Genomic DNA, 22,089 nt, shown 5'->3' on the forward strand with positions numbered 1-22,089 from the left:
AACTGCAGTTAACTCAATCTGACAGCATTAATTAAAGCAGCTTTTAAACTGGCTTCAAACAATTAAAATTTAACTTTATTTATGTTATAATTAGTTAAAGTGAGAAGCTAGGAGGTGGCTGATATGGCTCAATATGTCATTGGTGATATTCATGGAGAAATTGATGAACTTGAGCAGATAATTGAAAAAATAAATTATGACTCCAGTCAGGATAAGCTAATATTTTTAGGAGATTATATTGATCGTGGTGCTGAATCTTATCAGGTTTATAAATACATTAGAGAACTTGATAATGGAAAAAATATTTTTTTAAGAGGTAACCATGAGGAAATGATGATTGATGCTGTTTTAAATGAGAATCAGATAAATCTCTGGTATCAAAATGGAGGCCAAAAAACAGAAGCAAGTTTTCCCAATAATTCAGAACTCGAAAAAGCCGCTAATTTTTTTGATTCACTTCCCTATTATCATACAGACGAGGACTATATATTTGTCCATGCAGGTCTTAATCCTGCTAAAACTTTAGAAGAACAGACAAAACATGATTTAGTCTGGATTAGGTATCAATTTTTAGAAGCAAAAAGTGAAGATTTTAAAGAAAAAAGAACAATAGTGGCTGGCCACACACCTGTTGCAGAAGTTAAATTTGATAATAATAAAATTTTGCTGGATACAGGAGCCGGTAAAGGCGGAATTTTAAGTGCGATAGATTTAGAAACTAAAGAAGTTTACAGCACCAGTAATAATAATCCAATAGCATCCTTTTTGTTTTAAAAAATTTGAATAAAATTTAATAATATATCAATACAAAAAAGCGCTGACCAAAATTTAAAAGGTCAGCGCTTTAAATAATCATTATTATCTTATTTGCTCTTAAAAATAAACTTGCCGCTGAAAGCATAAATTACAGCAATAACTGGAGCTAAGAAAGATAAAAATGTATAAGGAATATAGCTAAAACCAATATCCATTACATTTTGAATATAAACTGAAACAACTCCCCAGGGTAAAATAGAACAGCCTAAAGTAGAAGCGGTTTCTAAAGAACGGGAAAGCACACTAGTATCAATATCCATTTCTTGATAAGCGGGCGCCAGTGTCCGTCCTGGAATCACGATTGAAACAAACATTTCTCCGGTTGCTAAAAGCATAACATAGGCTGAAGTTAGAGAAATTAAAATTAGATCTCTTGGTTTTTTTACTATCGTTAACATCGATTCCAGTATTGCCTCCAGAATTCGTGATTTTTCCAAAATTCCACCCATGGCAGTACCAGCCATAATAATTGCTACGGTACTCATCATATTATTAATTCCACCCTGGGTTAAAAGCCCATCTAAAAGTTCCATTCCTGTATCTGCCTGATAACCATTAGCGGCTGCATTTAAAACTTCAGCAAAAGAAGCTCCTTGAGTTAAAACTGCAAAAATAGAAGCAGTAATAAAGCTGATGGATAGGGAAGCGATTGCAGGCATCTTAAATAAGGAAAGCAGCAGCATTAATGCTGGTGGAATTAAAGTCCATAAAGAAATATTAAAATTATTACTTAAATTATCCATAATAATTGAAATTTGGCTCAGATTAGCTCCACCATCAAGATAAGAAGCTCCCAGAATAGAATAAAGAATCAAACTAATTAAAGCTGCTGGAACCGATATATAAAGCATTGATTTAATATGTTCAAATAAGTCTGTACTGCTCATGGCAGCAGTTAAATTTGTTGAATCCGACATGGGAGATATTTTATCACCCAACATGGCGCCAGAGACTATTGCCCCAACAGTTATTGCTTTGGGAACTCCAAGTCCTTCAGCAACTCCAATTAAAACTATTCCCATTGTAGCAATTGTCCCAAAAGAACTTCCTATTAAAATAGAAGTAATAGCTGCTAAAATGAAAGCTGCTGGCAGGAAAATACTGGGACTTAAAAAATTGAGTCCGTAGTAGATCATTGTCTGAATAGTACCAGATAAAATCCAGCTTCCAATTACCATTCCAATTATGATCAAAATCAAAGAGGCTCCAATGGCATTTTTAATCCCCGAAATCATTCCTTTTTCGATCTGATGCCAGCTTAAGCCCATAAAAAGAGCAAAAACGGCAGCTGTCATGGCCCCTAAAACAAGAGCACTCTCTAAAACTAAAATTGTTCTAATAGAAATTAAAATAACTGCAATAACTGTCAATAAAGCAATTATAGCAATTCTTAGTGTAGGCTTTTTTATTTCTTTTTTCTCCATTTTTTGTCCACCTTTATTATTTATTTATCAAATTAGTTAAAATTTACACTAAATATATGATATCTTTTAAGCAGATTAAAATCAAGGGCTTATTTAATATTATAATTAGCTAAATATTAAGAATTAAGCTGCTTTAAATTCTGAAAAGTATTCTAAAATAGGAGTTATATTTTGACAAATATTCTGAAAAATCCTATAATTAATTTAGACTAAATTTTTAAGATTAAAAGGAGTGGTACTAATGGCAGATGTAGAAAATCGGGTTTCGGAAAATGTTGCTGGTGATTATTATGTTGATGATCAATGTATCGCCTGTGGAATTTGTGTTGGAGAAGCTCCAGATAATTTTGAAATGGGTGCTGACTATGCTTATGTCTATAAACAGCCTGAAAACGAAGCTGAAAAAACAGCGTGTGAGAGTGCTCTAGAAGCTTGTCCAGTCGATGCAATTGGCAGTGACGGTTAAAATAAAAAAGTACTTATTGTGGAGGGTTAAATCCCTCCATTTTTTTATTTGAGCAGATAGAGATAATTATTATTGGTTTACTAAATAGTTATATTTTATCGCTAATCTTGACAAAATAAATATGTTTAGTTATAATTAAAAACGATTGAACTTGATAATTAGTCTCAATCGATAACAATTTTTACTTGTATCAAATTTTTAAATCAGAAAAAATAACTAAAAAGTCTTCAAGGAGGATTTATTTTGTTAAATAAAAAGAATTACATAGCTGTTTTGGTAATGGTTTTATTGTTAATTATAACTTTAAGTATTTCGGTGATGGCAGAGAAAAGGGTTGTAGAGCATGCAATAGGAAAAACTGAAATCGAAGGTACTCCACAGAGAGTTATAACTCTTTATCAGGGTGCAAATGATGCTGCTTATGCTCTTGGAATACCTCTAACTGGTATTGTGGAATCCTGGGTTGAAAAGCCGGTTTATAAGTATTTGCGGAATAGTTTGAGTGATGTTAAACAGGTTGGTCTGGAAACCCAGCCTAATCTGGAGGAAATTAATAAATTAAATCCGGATTTAATTATTGCTTCCAAGATGAGACATGAGGATATTTATAACCTGCTTTCCCAGATTGCTCCAACAGTAATGGAAGAAAATGTGTTCCGCTATCGGGAAACTGTTAAATTAATAGGTAAAGCTGCAGGTAGAGAAGAAAAGGCAGCAGAAGTCTTAAATAATTGGGATCAGCGAGTTGCAGATTTTAGAGAAAAAATTGAAGATAAAATTGGTGGCAAGTGGCCGATTGAAGTTGCTGTTTTAAACTTTAGAGCAGACCATGCCCGTATTTATTACAGTGGTTATGCTGGAAGAATTCTAAATGAACTTGGTTTTGAGAGGCCTGAAGACCATAAAAAAGATACCTGGGGAGTTAAATTAACTTCTAAAGAAAGTATCCCGGAAATGAATGCAGAAGCCTTCTTCATCTTTATGTCAGATGATCAGGCGGTAGAAAACACCTATCAGGAATGGACTAAACATCCACTCTGGAAAAACTTAGATGCTGTTCAAAATGAGCAGGTGTTTAGAGTTGATCAGGTTGCCTGGAATATGGCTGGAGGAATTGAATCAGCCCATATTATGTTAGATCAATTATATGAACATTTTGAATTGGAAGAATAAATTAAATGACTCATCTTTTGCGTAAACCAAAGACAAAATTGAAAATGTTGATGTTCTTAACTTTCTTGTTACTGACAGCAGCAGTTTTTAGTCTAGCTGTTGGTCAGCACTTTGTTTCCTTAACGAGTGTTTACAGGGCACTATTTAGTTTTGATCAGCAGTCAACAAGACATATAATAGTCCGCTCAACCAGATTGAGCAGAACTGTGATTGCTCTAGCAGCAGGGGGAAGTCTTGCTGTTGCTGGGGCTTTAATGCAGGCGCTGACCGGTAATCCGCTTGCTGCTCCCGGAATTTTTGGGCTTAACTCAGGTGCAGTTTTCCTACTGGTAATTGCAGCTACATTATTTGGAGTAACTTCGATGGAGATCAGCATTTGGCTTGCTTTTTTTGGTTCAATGCTGGCCGGGTTGCTGGTTTATTTTATTGCTTCTCTGGGTAGAAGTGGGCTTTCCTCTCTAAAAATGATTCTTGCTGGAGCTGCAGTGACTGCTCTTTTCCATTCTTTTACTCAGGGACTTTTGGTAATTAACCAGGAGAGTTTAGAAAGTGTTCTTTTCTGGCTCTCTGGTTCAACTGCCGGTAGAGATCTGGAAATGATTATGCCGCTGCTTCCTTTTATATTAGGAGCGATAATTCTGGCTTTGTTTTTGGCCAAAGATATTAATGTTTTACTAATTGGAGAAGAAATGGCAGCAGGCTTGGGTCAAAAAACTATAATCATTAAACTTTTACTCGGTTTGAGCATTGTTATTCTGGCCGGTAGCTCAGTGGCTGCAGCAGGCGCAATATCTTTTATTGGTTTAGTAGTTCCTCATATCAGCCGCTTTTTTGTCGGGAATAACTACCACTGGCTGATAATTTATTCTTTTATTATTGGAGCAGGCTTGCTTTTAATTGCAGATATTGTAGCCAGGATTATCATTATGCCTCAGGAAGTACCGATTGGAGTAATGACAGCTTTTATGGGAGCACCACTTTTTGTTTACATTGTCAGGCGGGGGTTTAAAGTTAATGCTTAAAAATTTAAAAATTTCACAGGAGCTTATCTTAATTTTTGGACTCATTCTGCTAGCAGGATTAATTTTTATTCTTTCTTTATCCTTTGGCAGCAGCTATATCTCACCAGTGACTGTGATCAGTCACTTTTTGGGACTGGAAGCTGGATCTTATAATTTCACAATTAATATTTTACGCTTACCCCGTACACTTATGGCTTTTTTAGTTGGGGCAGCTCTCTCAGTTTCAGGACTTATTCTGCAGGCGAATATTAAAAATCCCCTGGCTTCTCCGGATATAATTGGAATCACAGGTGGGGCTTCTGCTGGAGCAGTCATCTACTTAAGTTTTTTTAGTGCTGATTATGGGATTGCCGGTTTGCCTTTTGCTGCCATTTTGGGAGCAGCAGTGGTTTCGACTTTGATCTATTTTCTGGCCTGGCAGAAGGGTGTCAGCTCAATCAGGCTGGTTTTGATTGGAATTGGGATTGCAGCAGCTGTCGATGCTCTGGTAACAATGATTATTGTCTTCAGTCCAATTAGTACTACAGTTCAGTCCTATGTCTGGCTGACAGGGAGTATTTATGGTACAAACTGGGAGGAGCTTTTTCAATTTTTGCCCTGGGTTATAATTTTTATCCCACTGGCTTTTGCTTTTTACAAAAGTTTAAATCTGCTGGCCTTAGGTGATAAGGTGGCTGCAGGTCTTGGTTTGAATATTCAGCTTAATCGCTTTCTCTTAATGGCAATCAGTGTAGCTCTGGCTGGTTCTGCTGTATCCTATGCTGGAGGAGTTGCCTTTATTGGGCTGATTGCACCTCATATAGCCCGAAAAATGGGAGGGAAATCTTATTCAATCTTAATTATTTATTCAGTTTTATCTGGGGGAATGATTTTTATGGCAGCAGATTTACTTGCCAGAACTGCCTTTTTACCACTTGACTTACCTGCAGGAGTCTTTGTTTCCGGAATCGGAGCCCCATTTTTTATTTATTTACTTTACAGAAATCGCAACCAATTCTAAAGGAGGTAGAACTTTGAGTATTTTAGAAACTAAAAATTTATCACTGGCCTATGACAAAGATAAAATAATTGATAACCTTGACTTAAAGATACCAGAAGGCGAAATTACTATTTTTATTGGTGGTAATGGTTCTGGTAAATCAACCCTACTTAATTCTATGGCCCGACTTTTAAAACCCGTGGAGGGTTCTGTAGAACTGAAGGGAGAAGATATTAATCAGCTTTCAACCAAAAAAGTGGCAAAAAAGCTTGCATTTTTACCTCAAAGCTCTACTATTCCAGAGGGAATTACCGTCCGTAAACTTGTTGAACAGGGAAGATATCCCTATCAAAAATGGTATCAAGCCTCAAGCAGTGAGGATCATAAGATAGTTGAAAAGGTTTTAAAAGACACAGGTCTTTTAGAATTTGCCAACCGAGATTTAAGTTCACTCTCTGGTGGGCAGCGTCAGAGGGCCTGGTTGGCAATGGTCCTGGCTCAGGACACAGAAATAATTTTACTAGATGAGCCAACTACCTATCTTGATCTCTCCCATCAGGTTGATCTGCTTGACTTACTCTATGAATTAAACAAGAAAGATCAGCGGACAATTATTATGGTCCTGCATGATTTAAACTTAGCCTGCCGCTATGCCGATCATATAGTGGCTATTAAAGATAAAGGAGTTTTTGCTCAGGGAAAACCGGAAGAAGTTATTGATGAAGAAGTGATTAAAGAAGTTTTTGATTTAAACTGTCAGATTGTTTCTGACCCTGTATTTGGAACACCTCTCTGTATTCCAACTGGAAAGAACAAAAAGAACAAATTGAATCGAGCAATATAAATTTTAGGCTGCTGTTTATAAAAACAGCAGTTTTAATAATTTAAGAAATTTTTGAAAAACATTTATTTATTGACTTATGCTCAAAAACTGCATATAATTTTATTGAGGTGATTTATAGTGAAAATAAAATATGGCTGTTACCCCTGTATCTTAAGACAGAGTATTGAATCAGCTGAAATGATTGAAGTTAATGAGAAGGAAATGAAGCAGATTATTAAACATTTTGGAGAAATATTGACTCCTGCTCTCGAAAATGATTTTACGGCTCCGATGCTTGCTGCTGAAATTCAGAAATATATTAAAAATTTAACTGAGGTGGAAGATCCATATTTTGATTTAAAAGAGAAAAATTTAAAAGAGGCTCAGAGGCTGCTGCCGCTCGTAGAAGCTGAAATTAAGAAAGCTGAAGATTCATTGCTGGCTTCTTTATTGATGTCAGCAATGGGGAATTCAATTGATGCCGGAGTTTCTTTAAATGTTAATATTAAAGAAAATATTGATCAGGCAATTAAAGATTCATTTGCTCACAGTGATTATAAATGCTTTAAAGAAAAAATTAAAAAAGCAGATAGTTTATTAATAATTGCAGACAACACAGGTGAAGCTCTTTTTGATCGTCTACTTCTTAAAGAATTAAAACCATATAACTTAAATATTACATATGCAGTTAGAGAGATTCCTATTTTAAATGATATAACCGCAGAAAAAGCTGCAGAATTAGGAATTGGAGAATATGCAGAAATAATTAAGAGCGGCACTACTGCTCCTGGAATGTTAATGGAAGAGGCTTCTCAAGAATTTTTAGAAGCCTATAAAAATGCTGATTTAGTAATTTCTAAAGGCCAGGGTAATTTAGAAGGTTTGTTGGATATTGAAGAAGATATCTATTTTTTACTTAAGGCAAAATGTGAAATAATTGCTGAAGTCTTGGGTGTAGAATTAAATGATTTTGTATTTCTTTATAGATAATATTTAGTTAAAACTGAAAGGTAAATTCAATCTTGAGTAATCTACTTACTATTATTTATTAGTAATTAATATTATTATATTTATAGCAAGGCAGGATATTATATCTTTTAAATAAATAGGAGGTAGATTTAATGGATTATTTACTTGTATTTTCAATTATATTATTGACAGTTTTTACACTAAATTCTAGTGTATTTGCTCAAACAGAGATTCCCTATGATCAAAAAATGAATGAAGTTGATACTGAAACAGCCACTTTTGCTTTAGGCTGCTTTTGGGGACCCGACGCTTCCTTTGGAGCTTTAGAAGGTGTTGTTAGAACTCGAGTTGGTTATGCTGGTGGCGATAAAAATAACCCAACTTATAAGATGATTGGTGATCACACTGAAACAATAGAAATTGATTATGATCCAGAAGTTATTTCTTACAGTGAATTACTTGAAATCTTTTTTGCCAGTCATGACCCTTACAGACCGGCTTATTCGAGACAGTACGCCTCTTTAATTTTATATAATAATTCTAAGCAGCAGGATTTAGCTCTGGAAATGAAGAGAAAATTAGAAGCTGAAAGTGGTAGAGAAATCAAGACCGAAATTAAAAAACTGGATAAATTCTATTTTGCTGAAGATTATCATCAGAAATTTAGATTACAGCAGGCTCAGGATTTTAAAAATCATTATTTGTCCCAGCTATCTATGGAGGAATTTATTAATTCTCCAGCAGTAACTAAAGCTAATGGCTATTTTACTGGTAATGGTGAGCGTGATAATATTATTCAGAATATCGGTGAACTTGGTTTAAGTACTGAGCTGCAGGAAAGACTTTTAGAAAGAAATAGTATTGATCCGGCTGAATGTGTTACTTTCTGTAAGACTGAAGATGCTGACAGTGTAGTGATTAATGAAGAAGAAAGTGATCAGGAATTGAGAGAGCGTTTAACTGATCTGCAGTACAAGGTAACTCAGCTTGATGCTACAGAACCTGCTTTTAATAATAAATACTGGGATAATAAAGAACCTGGTATCTATGTTGATGTAGTTTCTGGTGAACCACTTTTTTCCTCAACTGATAAATTCGAATCAGGATCAGGCTGGCCCAGTTTTACTAAGCCACTGGTTGAAGAAAATATTGTTGAAGTTGAGGATAAATCACTCTGGATGACCAGAATAGAGATTAGAAGTAAAAATGCTGATTCTCATTTGGGTCATGTATTTGAAGATGGTCCTAAACCAACAGGTTTAAGATACTGCATGAATTCAGCCGCTCTAAGATTTATCCCAGCTGAAGATCTAGCTGAAGAAGGTTATGAGGAATTTGAATATTTATTTGAATAAAATGACTACTAACTGAATATATTAAATACTAAAAGGGCTGGAATCATTCCAGCCCTTTAAATAGTTTAAATCAACCTGACTAATTTTGATAATTTTTTAATATTATTTTGCTTTTTAATCAAATTTGAGATCTTAAAAAAGGTAAATAACACTTCTTATAGAATTATATAATTGATAAGAAAAATTAACTTAATTTTGTTTTCTAAAGTTATTTAATTTGAGAGCGTTACCGAGGAGGGTTTTTAATGAAATTTAAACTAGCTAAGCTTGAACTACAGTTAATTAAAGGAGATATATCAGCTCAAACAGATATTGAAGCTGTGGTTAATGCTGCAAATGCTCAGCTAAAAACTGGCGGTGGAGTTGCTGGAGCAATTCATCGAGCTGCTGGTCCTGAGCTGGAAGAAGCCTGTAGAGATTTGGCACCAATTCAGGTAGGAGAGGCAGTGATTACTTCTGCTTTTAAGCTTCCTAATCAATATGTAATTCACACATTGGGTCCAGTATATGGTGAGGACAAACCTGAGGCTGAGCTGCTTGCTAGATGCTATCAAAATTCACTACATCTGGTTGAAGAATGTCAGTTGAAAAGTGTTGCTTTTCCTGCAATTTCAACTGGTGCTTTTGCTTATCCAATTAAAGAAGCTGCACAAATTTCATTAAAAACCATCAAAGAAATGGCAGCAGATCTAAAAAAGATTAAGCTGATACGCTTTGTATTATACAGTTCTAAAGATTTAGAAGTATATAAAAATGAGGCTAAGAAAATCTTAAAAAAATAACTTAAAGAAGGAGTAACTAGCTTGAATTTGAATATACCAGATTATAAAAAAATTGAAATTGACAAAATAGTTTTTGACCTGAATGGTACCATAGCCTGTGATGGTAGTTTGATTAGAGGAGTTAAAGCAGGAATTAACAGTTTAGCTGCAGATTTTGATATATATATTTTAACTGCAGATACTTTTGGAACAGCGGCTGAATTGTTAAAAGATTTAAAAGCAGAACTGGTTATAATTGACAGCAGTGATGGAAGCAAGTTTAAAGCTGATTTTATAAAAAAATTAGGCTGCAAAAATGTTATTGCAGTTGGTAATGGTAACAATGATGCACTGATGCTTAAAAAAGCAGAATTAGGTATTGCAGTAATTGGGCCTGAAGGAACAGCCGCTGGTGCTCTTAGGGAAGCAGATCTGATTAGTAGAGAGATTAATGATGTTTTAGCAATACTGTCTAAACCAAAAAGGCTAAAAGCTACTTTAAGAAAATAGTTGGGCTTTTTAACTAAATTAGGGAGGTATAAAGTGGCAGATCTAATTGATTTAAGTTACGAAATTTACTCTAAGATGCCTGTTTATCCGGGTGATTTAGAAGTTGAACTCGAAAATGACAAAAAGCTTAGTCGAGATGCCTATGCCAATCATAATCTCAAAATGGGAATGCATGCCGGAACTCATCTTGATCTACCGGCACATATGTTAAATGATCAGCGCCATATTTCCGATATAGATCTAGCATATTTAAACGGCAGAGCCAAACTTTTAAATGCAGTTGGCGAAAAAGTAATAACTGTAAAAGATAAATATAAAAAACTAATTGAAAAAGATGATATTATAATTATTTATACAGGCTTTGCTACAAAATATGGTACAAAAGAATATTATACAGAGCATCCAGTTATTTCAGAGGAGCTGGCAGATTTACTTATTAAAAAAGAAATTAAAATTTTAGGGTTTGATCTTCCATCACCTGACAGAAATCCCTATCAGATTCATCAAAAACTATTTAGGAATAATATTTTTATTTTAGAAAATCTCTGTAATTTAGATCAACTACCAGAATTTAAATCTTTTAAATTTTTTCTGTTTCCGCTAAAAGTTAGAGCTGAAGCGGCTCCCTGCAGAGCAGCAGCAGAAATTTAGCTAGAAATTGACAGTTAAAATTCAGATTCAACTATTTTTAATTTGACAGTTCCAAAACTATTTGCTAGTATATAAAGTGTAATTAAAATTTGAATAAATGGATTATATGACTGGCGGATAAATATGGGTTTAACCATAGGGGAATATAATCTTTAATGAATCGCCCGCCTGGATATTGAATAAAACATATCCGGGGGGCGATTTTTTTGTTTAGTTACATATTTTAGTCTTAAAGACAGCAAATGTAATCTAATTTACAATAAGCAGGTAATTTGAAAACATAGTAAAGCACTCAGGATTTGACGTTGGAAAAATATTCTGCTAAAATTAGAGTAGAATTCAGCTTAACTGATATATTAGTAAAATTAAGTTCTTAACTCACAAAATATATTTTTAAGCAACCAATAAGCTTATAAGACTAAAAGGGAGGATTTTAAATGAAATTCGATACTTTAAAAATGAAGGGTCAAAGATGGAAAGAAGAAGTTGATGTGAGAGATTTTGTTCAGCAAAATTATACTCCTTATACTGGTGGAGCTGATTTTTTAGAAGGTCCCACCAAAAGAACGGAAGCAATCTGGAATCAGAGTTCAGAGCTTCTTAAACAAGAAAGAGAAAATGATGGTGTACTCGCTATAGATACAGAAACAGTTGCAGATATTAATGCTTATGATGCTGGTTATATAGATCAGGATAAAGAAATAATTGTTGGTCTACAGACGGACCAACCTTTAAAAAGAACTTTAAATCCCTATGGTGGGATTAGAATGGCTCGTCAGGCAGCAGAAGCTTATGGCGAAGAAGTAGATCCCGAAATAGATGAGATTTTTACTAAATATAGAAAGACACATAATGATGGTGTTTATGATGCCTATACACCAAAAATTAGAGAAATTAGACGCTCAGGTGTAATTACCGGTCTGCCTGATGCTTACGGCCGCGGCAGAATTATTGGTGATTATAGAAGAGTTGCACTTTATGGTATAGATAGATTAATTGAAGCTAAAAAAGAAGATAAGGCAAATTTAAAGAGTCCAATGACCGAAGAAACTATTCGCTTAAGAGAAGAAGTTAGCGATCAAATCAAAGCTCTTAAAAGGTTGAAGGGACTTGGAGAAACATATGGCTGTGATCTTTCGCGACCTGCTAAAAATGCTGAAGAAGCAGTACAGTGGACTTATCTTGCTTATCTTGGCGCAATTCAGGAAAACAATGGAGCGGCAATGTCCTTTGGTCGAGTTGCAGAGTTCTTTGATATTTATTTTGAAAAAGATATTGAAGCTGGCTTACTAACTGAAAAAGAAGCACAGGAGATAATAGATGATTTTGTAATTAAATTGAGACTTGCCAGACAGCTGAGAACTCCAGCTTATAACGAACTATTCAGTGGAGATCCACTCTGGGTAACAATTGTTTTAGGTGGAATTGGAATTGATACCAGACCACTTGTTACAAAAACTAGTTATAGAATTTTAAATACTTTATATAACTTAGGTCCTGCTCCAGAACCAAATTTAACAGTGCTCTGGTCAGAACAGCTGCCTGAAAGCTTTAAAAACTACTGCACTAAAGTTTCAAAAGACACAAGTTCACTGCAGTATGAAAATGATGATCTAATGCGCCTTAACTTTTCTGATGATTACGGGATCGCCTGCTGTGTTTCAGCAATGACACCCGGTAAAGATATTCAGTACTTTGGTGCTAGATGTAATCTTCCTAAAACACTGCTTTATTCCTTAAATGGTGGTAAAGATGAGGTCAGCGGAACCCAGGTAGGACCGGAGTTTAAAGCTTATGAGGGTGATGTTTTAGAATATGATAAAGTTATGGAGAATTTTGACCGCTTCCTTGACTGGTTAAGCGAAAAATATGTAGATGCTTTAAATATAATTCACTTTATGCACGATAAATATGCTTATGAGGCAGTACAGATGGCCCTGCACGATACTGAAGTTCAGAGGATTATGGGTTTTGGTGTAGCTGGTCTTTCAATTATTGCCGACTCCTTAAGTGCAATAAAATATGCAGAAGTTAAACCAATCAGAAATGAAGAGGGTCTAATTGTTGATTTTGAGATCAATGGAGATTTCCCTAAGTACGGTAATGATGATGATCGTGTAGATAAGTTGGCTGTAGAAGTAGTTAAACTATTTATTAATAAGCTAAAACAGCATCAGCTCTACAGAGATGCGGTTCATTCCATGTCAGTACTGACAATTACTTCGAATGTTGTTTATGGTAAGAAAACAGGTGCTACACCCGATGGACGTAAAGCAGGAGAAGCCTTTGCACCTGGAGCAAATCCAATGCACGGTAGAGATACATCTGGTGCATTAGCTTCACTTAACTCGGTTGCTAAAATACCTTATGAGTACTGCCAGGATGGTATTTCTAATACATTTTCTATTGTGCCAGAAGCTCTTGGTAAAACTGAAACTGCTCAGCAGAATAATTTAACTTCAATATTGGACGGTTATTTTGATCAGGGTGCACATCATTTAAATGTTAATGTTTTAAGACGAGAAACTTTACTTGATGCAGTTGAGCATCCTGAAGAATATCCTCAGCTGACAATCAGAGTTTCCGGTTATGCTGTTAACTTTATTAAATTAACAGCAGAACAGCAGCAGGAAGTTATAGCAAGAACATTCCATAAGTCAATATAAATAAGATGTTGTGTTTTTGTTCACTATAACCTGGTACTAATTATTTTGTTCACTATAACCCGGTACCAATCAAAAGGAGGTCATTATGACTGAAGGATATATTCATTCTACAGAAAGTATGGGGACAGTTGATGGCCCCGGAATTCGCTTTGTTGTTTTTACTCAAGGCTGTCCACTGCGCTGTCAGTATTGTCACAATCCAGACACCTGGAAATTAAAAGAAGGTAAAAAGACTACAACTGAAGAATTGATGAAAAAAATAGTAAAAATTAAACCTTATATAGAGCGTTCAGGTGGTGGAATTACAATTTCAGGTGGAGAACCTACTATGCAGCTTGAATTTACTTTGGATCTCTTAAAAAAAGCTAAGGCTGAAGGTCTGCATACGGCAGTGGATACTTCCGGCTATGTAGATCCAGAAAAGTTTAAAAAGCTGCTTCCGTATTTGGATCTAGTTCTTTTAGATATCAAAACTATGGATAATTTAAAACACCAGGATCTGACTGGAGTCAGCAACGAAAAAACTCTTAATATTGTAGAACTTTTGGAGTTAGAGAAACAGCCTTACTGGGTCAGACAGGTTATTGTTCCTGGAATTACAGATGATCTAGCAGAAATGCAGCAGTTTGCTAATTATCTTAAAGATAAAAAGTATTTAGAAAAGATAGAACTACTTCCATATCACGAATTAGGAAAGCATAAATGGGAGAATTTAGGACTTGAATATAAGCTGGCTGCTGTTGATCCACCTTCTGCAAAAAAAATGGCAGAGTTAAATTCTATTTTCAAAAATTATAAAATAAATATAGCCTAAGTATAGTTGATATTTAACAGGAATCCCAATCAAATTCGTTTTGGTTGGGGCTTTCTGTTTTTATGTCGAAAAATATGGTATAATAAATAATACTGATAATTATTATTAGAAAATAAGAGTATTAAAAATAAATGATTTATTAATAGGAGATATAATATGTTGATACTTCAGGCTTTTTATTGGAACTGTCTTGATAACTGGTGGGAAGAAATAAATTCAATTGCAGATGAAATAGCAGTTAAAGGATTTGATACAGTCTGGCTGCCACCACCATCAAAGGGTATGGACGGAAAAAATTCAATGGGTTATGATATTAAAGAACACTATAATTTAGATTCTAAATTTGGCAACAAAAAAACCTTAAAAAAACTAATTAATAAATTTCATGAAAATAATATAGATGTTATGGCAGATTTAGTTTTAGGACATATGCTCGGTGGTAAAAAAGAATGGAATCCTCATTTTGAAAAGAAAACTTATACTAGATTTAAGGAAAAAAACTTTCCTAAAAATCATATGCATTTTTGTCATGAATGTGGTGGCTGCAGCAGCCGTAACAGTTTTGGTGAAACAATTTGCTATTACTCTGATCAAGAATATATGAAAAATGAATTAATTAAATGGGCGGACTGGCTCAAAAAGGACATTGGTTTTGACAGTTTTCGTCTCGACAATTTAAAAGATATGCGCTGGGATTTTACTAAGGAATTTGTAGATCAATTTAGGGATAATACATTTATGGTTGGTGAATACTGGAATGGCGATGATCGAACATTACAGGAATTTATTGATCACAGTCAAATTAATTTATTCAATTTCCCACTTTATTACAGTATTAAGGAAATGTGTATGGATCCATTTTTTCCGATGCAGAGTATAGAAGGCATCTCTAAAGAAAATAAAGTTAATTTTCTTTCAAATCATGATATAGAAAGAGAAGAACGGGATTTTAATAAAGATGCAATTATCACAAATAAGGAATTAGGTTATGCCTATATCCTTTTTCAGGATAATCCGGCAGTTATCTATTGGAATGATTATTTTAAATATGATCTAAAAGATAAGTTAGATGAATTGATAAATTTAAGGAAAAACTCCAGTCACCAGCCGCTTGAAATAGTGAATTTAAATGATGATATTTATCATGCTAGACGCGGCAGATATAATTTAATCATTAATAATGGTTATGACGAATATTCTTACTCAACTCTAAAAGTTAAGGGAAGAGATTATGAAATATTTATAGAAGATTAAAAAAGAGAAAAATTAAACTGTATAAAAAAAATTAATTAGATAATTAAAATTAAAGCAGCAGAAAGGATTTTTTATGCTTGCAGAAATAGAAAATATTGAAGGAATTTTAAAAAAATATTACGGTTATAATACTTTTAGAAAAGGACAGAAAAAGGTTATAGAAAGTATTTTAGCTGGTAGAGATACAGCTGCAGTAATGCCAACCGGTTCTGGTAAGTCGCTCTGTTACCAGATTCCGGCCCTAATTTTCGAAGGACTGACAATTGTAATTTCACCGCTTATTTCACTGATGAAAGACCAGGTGGATGCACTTACAGAAATGGGAATTAAGGCCAGCTATATTAACAGCTCAATCAGCAGTAAAGAGATGAAAAAAAGATTGGATGCAGCTGCAGCAGGAAAATATAAGCTGCTCTATATAGCTCCAGAACGATTAAATTCATTTCGATTTATTAATTTACTGAGAGAGCTTGATATAGCAATGGTTGCTGTAGATGAGGCCCACTGTGTTTCGCACTGGGGGCATGATTTTAGACCTAGTTATTTAAATATTGCTCAGATTGTAGAAAGATTAAATAAAAAAGTAATCTTAACTGCTTTTACTGCTACGGCAACTCCACAGGTCAAAAGGGATATTAGTATTCAGTTAAAAATGAACAACCCGCTAATTTATACAAGTGGTTTTGATAGACCTAATTTGAGCTTTAGAATTAGAAAGGGTATCGATAAAGATCAGTTTTTAAAAGATTATTTAAAAGTTAATTCGGATCAGCCAGGTATAATTTATGCAGCAACCAGAAAAGAAGTTAACAGAATCTATCAGCTGCTGAATAAATTAGATTATCAGGTAGCCCGCTATCATGCCGGATTATCAGATCAAGAAAGAACAGAGGCTCAGGAAGATTTTATTTATGATAAAATAAAAATAGTTGTAGCTACAAATGCTTTTGGGATGGGAATTGATAAATCAAATGTCCGCTTTGTAATTCATTATAATATGCCTAAAAATATGGAATCATACTATCAAGAAGCCGGTAGAGCTGGGAGAGATGGTGAGCCAGCTGACTGTTTTCTGCTTTATGCACCAGGTGATAAACATATCCAGAAATTTTTAATCGATCAGGTGGGAACTGATGCTGATCGAAAAGAAGAACAGTTAAAGAAACTGCAGCAGATGGTAGATTATTGTCACACCAGCAAATGTCTGCGGGCTTATATCTTAAAATATTTTGGTGAAAAAGATGTTGCTAAAAAATGCGGCAGCTGCAGCAGCTGTAATGATCAACGTCAGCTGCAGGATATAACTGTTGAGGCTCAAAAAATATTATCCTGTGTTTATAGATTAGATGAAGGCTGGGGGATTACAGTAACTGCAAAAGTACTTGCTGGATCTAAGAGTAAGAAAATTTTAGATTCAAAATTTGATCAGCTTTCAACATATGGGATTATGGCTGATTATACAATTAAAGAAATTAAAAATTTAATCAATCTTTTAATAGCAGATGATTATCTCAGTCAGGCGGGAGCTAAATATCCCCTTTTAAAATTAAATAAAAAATCATATCAAATTATGAATGCTGAATTAGATGTTGAAAGAAGAATAGAAAAAGAACAGCAGCGGATTAGTGAAGATAGTGAATTATTTATAATTTTAAAAGAATTGAGGAAAGAAATATCTAAAAAAGAAGGAGTACCACCATACATTATTTTTCACGACAGCAGTCTTAAGGATATGTGCAGAGTTCTGCCCCAGAATAAGACAGAGATGCTCCAGGTAAGTGGAGTTGGGGAAGTTAAGTATTCTCGGTATGGAAAAGATTTCTTGACTGCAGTTAAAAATTATGCTTAAATTAAAGAAAATGTATAAATTAAAAAAGTATAAATTTAGAAAAAGTATCACAATTATAATTAATATCGGAAAAATATAATTATACTATAATGAGGTGAGAACTTTGGATTTAGATAAAATACTTGCAAAAGGAAATCTGCCAGATTTTATACTACGTAGAGGTGTCAAAAGACTTGTCAAAAAAAGGGCAAAGAAACAGAATAAGTTATCAGTTGAAGCAAGATATGACTATCTAAATGATTTTATTCAAGAACTCAAAAAGCAGCCAATTGCAGTTCAAACAGATGCTGCAAACGAACAGCACTATGAATTACCACCTGAATTTTTTGAGAAAATTTTAGGAAGGAATTTAAAATACAGCTGCTGTTATTGGTCAGACGATTTAAGTTATCAGAAATTAAAAAAACAAAATAATCTAGAACAAAGATTAGACCAGGCAGAAGATCAAATGTTAAAGTTAAGTGCAGAACGAGCAGAGATAGAAAATGGTCAAAACATATTGGAATTAGGCTGTGGTTGGGGGTCTTTTTCATTTTATCTTGCCCGTAAATTTCCTGATTCAAGAATAATTTCAATGTCCAACTCCAAAGACCAGATAAATTATATTAACAAACTGGCTGCAGCAAATAAGGTTGATAATTTGAGAGCAGTTAAAGCAGATATTAATAATTTTAAGACAGAGGCCAAATTTGATCGGATTGTTTCTGTTGAAATGTTTGAACATATGCGTAATTATCAAAAGCTAATGCAGAAGATAAGCAGTTTTTTATTAGCTGATGGAAAATTATTTGTGCATATTTTTTCGCATAAATTTTATCCATTTATTTATCAAGATCAGAAAAAAAGTGATTGGATGAGCCGCTACTTTTTTAGTGGAGGTACTATGCCAAGCCAGGATCTGCTTCATTATTTTAGTAATGATTTTAGTCTGGAAAAACAGTGGGCTCTTTCAGGCAGACATTATCAAAAGACTTTAGAAGCCTGGTTAGAGAACATGGATCAGAAAAAGGATGAGATCTATCCAATTTTAGAATCAACTTATGGAGTAGAAGCTGCTGAAAAATGGTGGAATTACTGGCGTTTATTTTTTATTTCTTCAGCGGAATTTTTTGGTTATAATAACGGAAATGATTGGTTTATCAGCCATTATCTCTTTCAAAAATAAAAATGTAAGGTAATAGAAAAAAATAGACCCATACACGATTTAAAAGTGTATGGGTTTAGTGTATTTTTATATATTTTTGCGTTACTGACTTTCTGGAAATTCAACTCTTGTTTTTGGTAAACTTTCGGGATAGTTGTCCTGGATAAATTTAATTAATTTTTCTCTTAAAAAGACTCTTAGTTCCCAGGCAGTTGGAGAATCATCTGCACTAACTAAAATTCTTAACTCCATTGTTTTTTCACTGGCATCAGTCACCTGTACCACTTTAACTTTACCATCCCAGAGTTTATTGTCTTCTAAAAGACGATCTAATTCTTCTCTTATTGCATCAACCGAAATTGTGTAATCTGTATAGAGAAAAACAGTGCCTAAGATAAAAGAAGATTTTCTTGTCCAGTTTTGAAAAATATTATCAATGAAATAGGTTGTAGGAACAACAAGCCGTCTGCGGTCCCAAACTTTTACAACCACATAAGTTAAATTAATTTCTTCGATCCAACCCCATTCTCCATTAACTATTACCACATCCTGAACTCGAATTGGCTGGGCAATTGCTAATTGAATTCCTGCAATAATAGACGCTATAATTTTTTGAGCAGAAAAACCAATAATAATACTTGCCACACCGGCTGAAGCAAAAAGACTGATTCCAACTCTTTTAATTGAATCAAAAGTCATTAAGGCAGCTGCCACTGCTATAAAAATAATTAGAACTTTAATAACTCTCTCTAAAATTCTATATTGAGTATGTATTTTTCTAGCTCTAAGATTATTACTGCTGTCAATCCGATGCGTATCATCAAGATAAAGTCTGATTAAACGCATTAATTTAATAATAAACCAGCTAATTAAAAAGATTAAAGTAATTTTTAAAAAATGATTAAAGAAATTTAAAATGTTATTACTTTTTGTTAAATAGTAGAAAGGAATAAGTAATGAAATATTTAGCATTGTCAGCAGTAGAGGGATCTTAAGATTTTCTCTTATTTGTTTATATCTTTTTTCACTCAGATCTTTTAAGATAAATCTAGTTGAATATAAAAGTATAAAATATATAATAGTAAATGCGGTTACAGAAATAATAAAATCAATGTACATTGATTATCACCTCTTTCAAATATATAAATTAAAAATTTAAATATTTAGTATTATGTAATTAATAGTAACATATAGCTTGAAAATTTCAACTTTAACTGAATTTTTGATATAATTTAAATAATAAATAGAATAAAAATTTACTTGAGGCAGGTTTTTAATTAAAGACAAAGAACTATTACAGATGAGGAGGCTGAAAATATGGATATTACATGTGATCAAAGTTGTGATATGGGATATATTTATTTACAACAGTTTAAACAACACCAAAAAGAAAATTTTGATAAAAGCAAGTTAATTGCATCCGCTCAGCCAATTGAAGTGATTGATAATATTTATCTTAAATTAAATAAGCTTAACTGGCCTAATAAAAAATATATTGATGCTTTAATGGATGGAGATTTCATAGAAGAATTCCAGAATGATCTTGATGATAATGCCTATTTAAAAGGTATTGAGCTAGAGCTAAATCAAAAAAGACTGGAAAGTATAATTGAGAATTATAAGCTTGCAACCTTTGAATTTAATGAAAATCAGTTTTATTATATTGCGTTTGCCAAAGATGAAAAAGTTTTTAATTCTAAAAATTATGTTTATGCATTATCAGATAAAGAGGATGCCTTTGTAATTATCAGCCGCAGTCAGAATAGACGCTATCAAATTACTTTAGGGGAAAATAAAAAATCAGAAAAATCTTTAAGTCCTAAAATAGCTTATATTAGAGCTTTAATGTTTAAAGATGATTCTCCTTATGATATTGATTATCTTAAAAAATTAAAATTATATATCAGCAATGATGATTATTAATTTATATTTTTATATATTAAAGCCGGGCAGTTAAAGCCCGGCTTTAGTTATAATTTATAAATCCATTTAAGTAAACTATTCAACTGTTGTGCCACTTAAAACTTCATTATTTTCAAATTCATCAGCAGTTATATCTCTGTTAATGCGACAATTTCTGTGGACTCTAATATTTTTTGCAATAGTAATATCTTTTGCAATTAAATTCAAACCATTTTCTAGAGTGTTTTCAGCATCTGAATTAATAGTGAAGTCACTGCCGGAGCCTATCTGAACATTTTCTTTAATTTCTACATTTTTATCAATTATAGTTTTATTAACCATGGCGTTTTTTCTAATAATACAATCATTTAAAATAACTGAATTTTTAACAAAAGCACCTTCTTCAATATACACACCTGGAGAGATAACAGAATCCTCAACTCGGCCATTAACAATTGCTCCATTTGCTATTAAAGATTTAGTACTGCAGCTTTTAGCTCCAAATTTAACGGGAGGTTTTTCTTCACTGCGGGTATAAATTGGCCATTGATCATCATAAAGGTTTATTTCAGGTATGTTTTCAGTTGTTTCAATATTTGCTTTCCAGTAGTCCTGAACAGTTCTAATATTTCTCCAATAGCCATCAAATTTAGAAACAAAAATATCTTTATTATCAGCAATTAAATTAGGGATTATTTCTGAATGGAAATCTACTGCTCCCTGACTGCAGTATTTTTTTAAGGCTTTTATTAAAACTTCTTTTTTGAAAACAAAAATTCCCATTGAAACTAGATTTTTAGAAGGCTCATCTTCCTGCTTGATATCTAAAAGTCTATAATTATCATCATAATCTAAAGTCGATAGACCCTGAGCATCAGCATAGGGAATGTTATTAGCAGCAATTGTAAGATCAGCATTATTGTCTCTATGTTCTTTTAGTATTTTTTGATAATCCATCTTATAGACTAAATGTCCTGGTAAAAGTATTATTTCCTCAGGTGCTTTATTTTCAATGTAGCTTATGTTTTTATAAATAGAGTGGGCATCACCAAGATACCAATCTTCTCCCGCCTTTCCTTTATAGGGTTGTAAAATAGTTATTCCACCATTTTCGCGATCTAGATCCCACGGTTTACCTATTCCTAAATGTTCTCGTAATGAATAAGGCATATATTGAGTAACTACTCCGATATTTTCTAAACCAGAATCAATACAGTTACTTAAAGTAAAATCAATCAGCCTAAACTTACCAGCAAAGGGCAGGGCTGCTTTTGAGCGAGTTTCAGATAAAAGGTCAAGTTTTCCACCAGCTTTGATTAATGCAATTGTTTTGTCCATTTGAATCCCCCCAAATATAGAATAATTTCTAATATTATACATATTATTATAACAGAATTGATGTCAAATGTCATATTTAAGAAGGCATTTTTTGAGATATATCTTGACTTTTAAAATTCTATAATCTACAATATTATTGTAAGGCTTAAACAAAAATTTTAAAATATAAAAAT

The 22,089-nt window shown here is 33.4% G+C and carries 20 protein-coding genes and 1 riboswitch; of the genes, 17 read left to right on the forward strand and 3 right to left on the reverse strand.

Going from position 1 to position 22,089, the window contains the following annotated elements; all coding sequences use genetic code 11:
• The first annotated feature begins 123 nt into the window (after positions 1–123).
• Positions 124–774 (forward strand): metallophosphoesterase family protein, encoded by a 651-nt coding sequence (locus tag HSACCH_RS03620; protein WP_005487914.1) that lies wholly within the window; start codon positions 124–126, stop codon positions 772–774.
• 89 nt (positions 775–863) lie between these two features.
• Here HSACCH_RS03620 and nhaC read toward each other — a convergent pair whose 3' ends face one another.
• Entirely contained in the window at positions 864–2,240 is a 1,377-nt protein-coding gene (gene nhaC, locus HSACCH_RS03625; RefSeq protein WP_005487915.1) for a Na+/H+ antiporter NhaC, read from the reverse strand.
• Between the two features lie 241 nt (positions 2,241–2,481).
• Here nhaC and HSACCH_RS03630 point away from each other — a divergent pair, with 241 nt between their 5' ends.
• The 15 genes from HSACCH_RS03630 (at position 2,482) to HSACCH_RS03700 (ending at position 18,697) form a co-directional block, all read left to right on the forward strand.
• The gene (locus HSACCH_RS03630; protein WP_005487916.1) at positions 2,482–2,706 is read left to right on the forward strand and encodes a ferredoxin; all 225 of its coding nucleotides are present in this window, start codon (positions 2,482–2,484) and stop codon (positions 2,704–2,706) included.
• A gap of 279 nt (positions 2,707–2,985) precedes the next feature.
• Entirely contained in the window at positions 2,986–3,879 is an 894-nt protein-coding gene (locus HSACCH_RS03635) for an ABC transporter substrate-binding protein (protein ID WP_084815728.1), read from the forward strand.
• Positions 3,880–3,884: 5 nt separating this feature from the next.
• Positions 3,885–4,901, forward strand: coding sequence for a FecCD family ABC transporter permease (locus tag HSACCH_RS03640; RefSeq protein ID WP_005487918.1), 1,017 nt, complete (start codon positions 3,885–3,887; stop codon positions 4,899–4,901).
• Positions 4,894–5,901, forward strand: a complete 1,008-nt coding sequence (locus tag HSACCH_RS03645; RefSeq protein ID WP_051056318.1) for a FecCD family ABC transporter permease — start codon at positions 4,894–4,896, stop codon at positions 5,899–5,901. Before HSACCH_RS03640 ends, HSACCH_RS03645 begins: the two co-directional genes overlap by 8 nt.
• Before the next feature lie 64 nt (positions 5,902–5,965).
• Complete coding sequence (locus HSACCH_RS03650; protein WP_407635725.1) at positions 5,966–6,724, forward strand: ABC transporter ATP-binding protein; 759 nt, start codon at positions 5,966–5,968, stop codon at positions 6,722–6,724.
• Positions 6,725–6,841: 117 nt separating this feature from the next.
• Positions 6,842–7,693: a damage-control phosphatase ARMT1 family protein gene (locus HSACCH_RS03655; RefSeq protein ID WP_005487923.1), complete on the forward strand. Its 852-nt coding sequence runs from the start codon at positions 6,842–6,844 to the stop codon at positions 7,691–7,693.
• A gap of 131 nt (positions 7,694–7,824) precedes the next feature.
• Positions 7,825–9,027 carry a peptide-methionine (R)-S-oxide reductase MsrB gene (gene msrB / locus HSACCH_RS03660; protein WP_005487925.1) on the forward strand — a complete coding sequence of 401 codons (1,203 nt, stop codon included), beginning with the start codon at positions 7,825–7,827 and terminating at the stop codon, positions 9,025–9,027.
• A 245-nt stretch (positions 9,028–9,272) separates the two neighbouring features.
• Positions 9,273–9,809: a macro domain-containing protein gene (locus HSACCH_RS03665; protein ID WP_005487926.1), complete on the forward strand. Its 537-nt coding sequence runs from the start codon at positions 9,273–9,275 to the stop codon at positions 9,807–9,809.
• Positions 9,810–9,830: 21 nt separating this feature from the next.
• Entirely contained in the window at positions 9,831–10,298 is a 468-nt protein-coding gene (locus tag HSACCH_RS03670) for an HAD family hydrolase (RefSeq protein WP_005487928.1), read from the forward strand.
• A gap of 33 nt (positions 10,299–10,331) precedes the next feature.
• A complete protein-coding gene (locus HSACCH_RS03675) occupies positions 10,332–10,949 on the forward strand; it encodes a cyclase family protein (RefSeq protein ID WP_005487930.1) in 618 nt (205 codons plus the stop codon).
• A gap of 96 nt (positions 10,950–11,045) precedes the next feature.
• Positions 11,046–11,130: riboswitch (ZMP/ZTP riboswitch) on the forward strand.
• A gap of 256 nt (positions 11,131–11,386) precedes the next feature.
• Positions 11,387–13,615, forward strand: a complete 2,229-nt coding sequence (pflB, locus tag HSACCH_RS03680; protein WP_005487931.1) for a formate C-acetyltransferase — start codon at positions 11,387–11,389, stop codon at positions 13,613–13,615.
• 85 nt (positions 13,616–13,700) lie between these two features.
• On the forward strand, positions 13,701–14,429 hold the full coding sequence (gene pflA / locus HSACCH_RS03685; RefSeq protein ID WP_005487932.1) for a pyruvate formate-lyase-activating protein: 729 nt from the start codon (positions 13,701–13,703) through the stop codon (positions 14,427–14,429).
• Positions 14,430–14,585: 156 nt separating this feature from the next.
• Positions 14,586–15,683, forward strand: a complete 1,098-nt coding sequence (locus HSACCH_RS03690; protein WP_005487933.1) for an alpha-amylase family glycosyl hydrolase — start codon at positions 14,586–14,588, stop codon at positions 15,681–15,683.
• Between the two features lie 73 nt (positions 15,684–15,756).
• Positions 15,757–17,532 carry a DNA helicase RecQ gene (gene recQ / locus HSACCH_RS03695; RefSeq protein WP_005487934.1) on the forward strand — a complete coding sequence of 592 codons (1,776 nt, stop codon included), beginning with the start codon at positions 15,757–15,759 and terminating at the stop codon, positions 17,530–17,532.
• 94 nt (positions 17,533–17,626) lie between these two features.
• Positions 17,627–18,697 (forward strand): SAM-dependent methyltransferase, encoded by a 1,071-nt coding sequence (locus tag HSACCH_RS03700; protein ID WP_040476942.1) that lies wholly within the window; start codon positions 17,627–17,629, stop codon positions 18,695–18,697.
• A gap of 81 nt (positions 18,698–18,778) precedes the next feature.
• On the opposite strand, the gene HSACCH_RS03705 is transcribed toward HSACCH_RS03700, so the two are convergent.
• Positions 18,779–19,795 carry a mechanosensitive ion channel family protein gene (locus HSACCH_RS03705; RefSeq protein WP_005487936.1) on the reverse strand — a complete coding sequence of 339 codons (1,017 nt, stop codon included), beginning with the start codon at positions 19,793–19,795 and terminating at the stop codon, positions 18,779–18,781.
• Positions 19,796–19,993: 198 nt separating this feature from the next.
• Between HSACCH_RS03705 and HSACCH_RS03710 the strand changes: the two genes are divergently transcribed.
• Complete coding sequence (locus HSACCH_RS03710; RefSeq protein ID WP_005487938.1) at positions 19,994–20,599, forward strand: hypothetical protein; 606 nt, start codon at positions 19,994–19,996, stop codon at positions 20,597–20,599.
• Positions 20,600–20,674: 75 nt separating this feature from the next.
• Here the strand turns inward: HSACCH_RS03710 and glgD are convergent, their stop codons facing one another.
• Positions 20,675–21,916 carry a glucose-1-phosphate adenylyltransferase subunit GlgD gene (gene glgD / locus HSACCH_RS03715; protein WP_005487939.1) on the reverse strand — a complete coding sequence of 414 codons (1,242 nt, stop codon included), beginning with the start codon at positions 21,914–21,916 and terminating at the stop codon, positions 20,675–20,677.
• Positions 21,917–22,089 lie beyond the last annotated feature (173 nt).

The organism is Halanaerobium saccharolyticum subsp. saccharolyticum DSM 6643, from assembly GCF_000350165.1.
GTDB lineage: Bacteria > Bacillota > Halanaerobiia > Halanaerobiales > Halanaerobiaceae > Halanaerobium > Halanaerobium saccharolyticum.

Coding starts and splice junctions, on each gene's coding strand:
- HSACCH_RS03620 (WP_005487914.1), top strand. CDS start 124: ATGGCTCAATATGTCATTGGTGATATTCATGGAGAAATTGATGAACTT.
- nhaC (WP_005487915.1), bottom strand. CDS start 2,240: ATGGAGAAAAAAGAAATAAAAAAGCCTACACTAAGAATTGCTATAATT.
- HSACCH_RS03630 (WP_005487916.1), top strand. CDS start 2,482: ATGGCAGATGTAGAAAATCGGGTTTCGGAAAATGTTGCTGGTGATTAT.
- HSACCH_RS03635 (WP_084815728.1), top strand. CDS start 2,986: ATGGTTTTATTGTTAATTATAACTTTAAGTATTTCGGTGATGGCAGAG.
- HSACCH_RS03640 (WP_005487918.1), top strand. CDS start 3,885: ATGACTCATCTTTTGCGTAAACCAAAGACAAAATTGAAAATGTTGATG.
- HSACCH_RS03645 (WP_051056318.1), top strand. CDS start 4,894: ATGCTTAAAAATTTAAAAATTTCACAGGAGCTTATCTTAATTTTTGGA.
- msrB (WP_005487925.1), top strand. CDS start 7,825: ATGGATTATTTACTTGTATTTTCAATTATATTATTGACAGTTTTTACA.
- HSACCH_RS03665 (WP_005487926.1), top strand. CDS start 9,273: ATGAAATTTAAACTAGCTAAGCTTGAACTACAGTTAATTAAAGGAGAT.
- pflB (WP_005487931.1), top strand. CDS start 11,387: ATGAAATTCGATACTTTAAAAATGAAGGGTCAAAGATGGAAAGAAGAA.
- pflA (WP_005487932.1), top strand. CDS start 13,701: ATGACTGAAGGATATATTCATTCTACAGAAAGTATGGGGACAGTTGAT.
- HSACCH_RS03690 (WP_005487933.1), top strand. CDS start 14,586: ATGTTGATACTTCAGGCTTTTTATTGGAACTGTCTTGATAACTGGTGG.
- recQ (WP_005487934.1), top strand. CDS start 15,757: ATGCTTGCAGAAATAGAAAATATTGAAGGAATTTTAAAAAAATATTAC.
- HSACCH_RS03705 (WP_005487936.1), bottom strand. CDS start 19,795: ATGTACATTGATTTTATTATTTCTGTAACCGCATTTACTATTATATAT.
- HSACCH_RS03710 (WP_005487938.1), top strand. CDS start 19,994: ATGGATATTACATGTGATCAAAGTTGTGATATGGGATATATTTATTTA.
- glgD (WP_005487939.1), bottom strand. CDS start 21,916: ATGGACAAAACAATTGCATTAATCAAAGCTGGTGGAAAACTTGACCTT.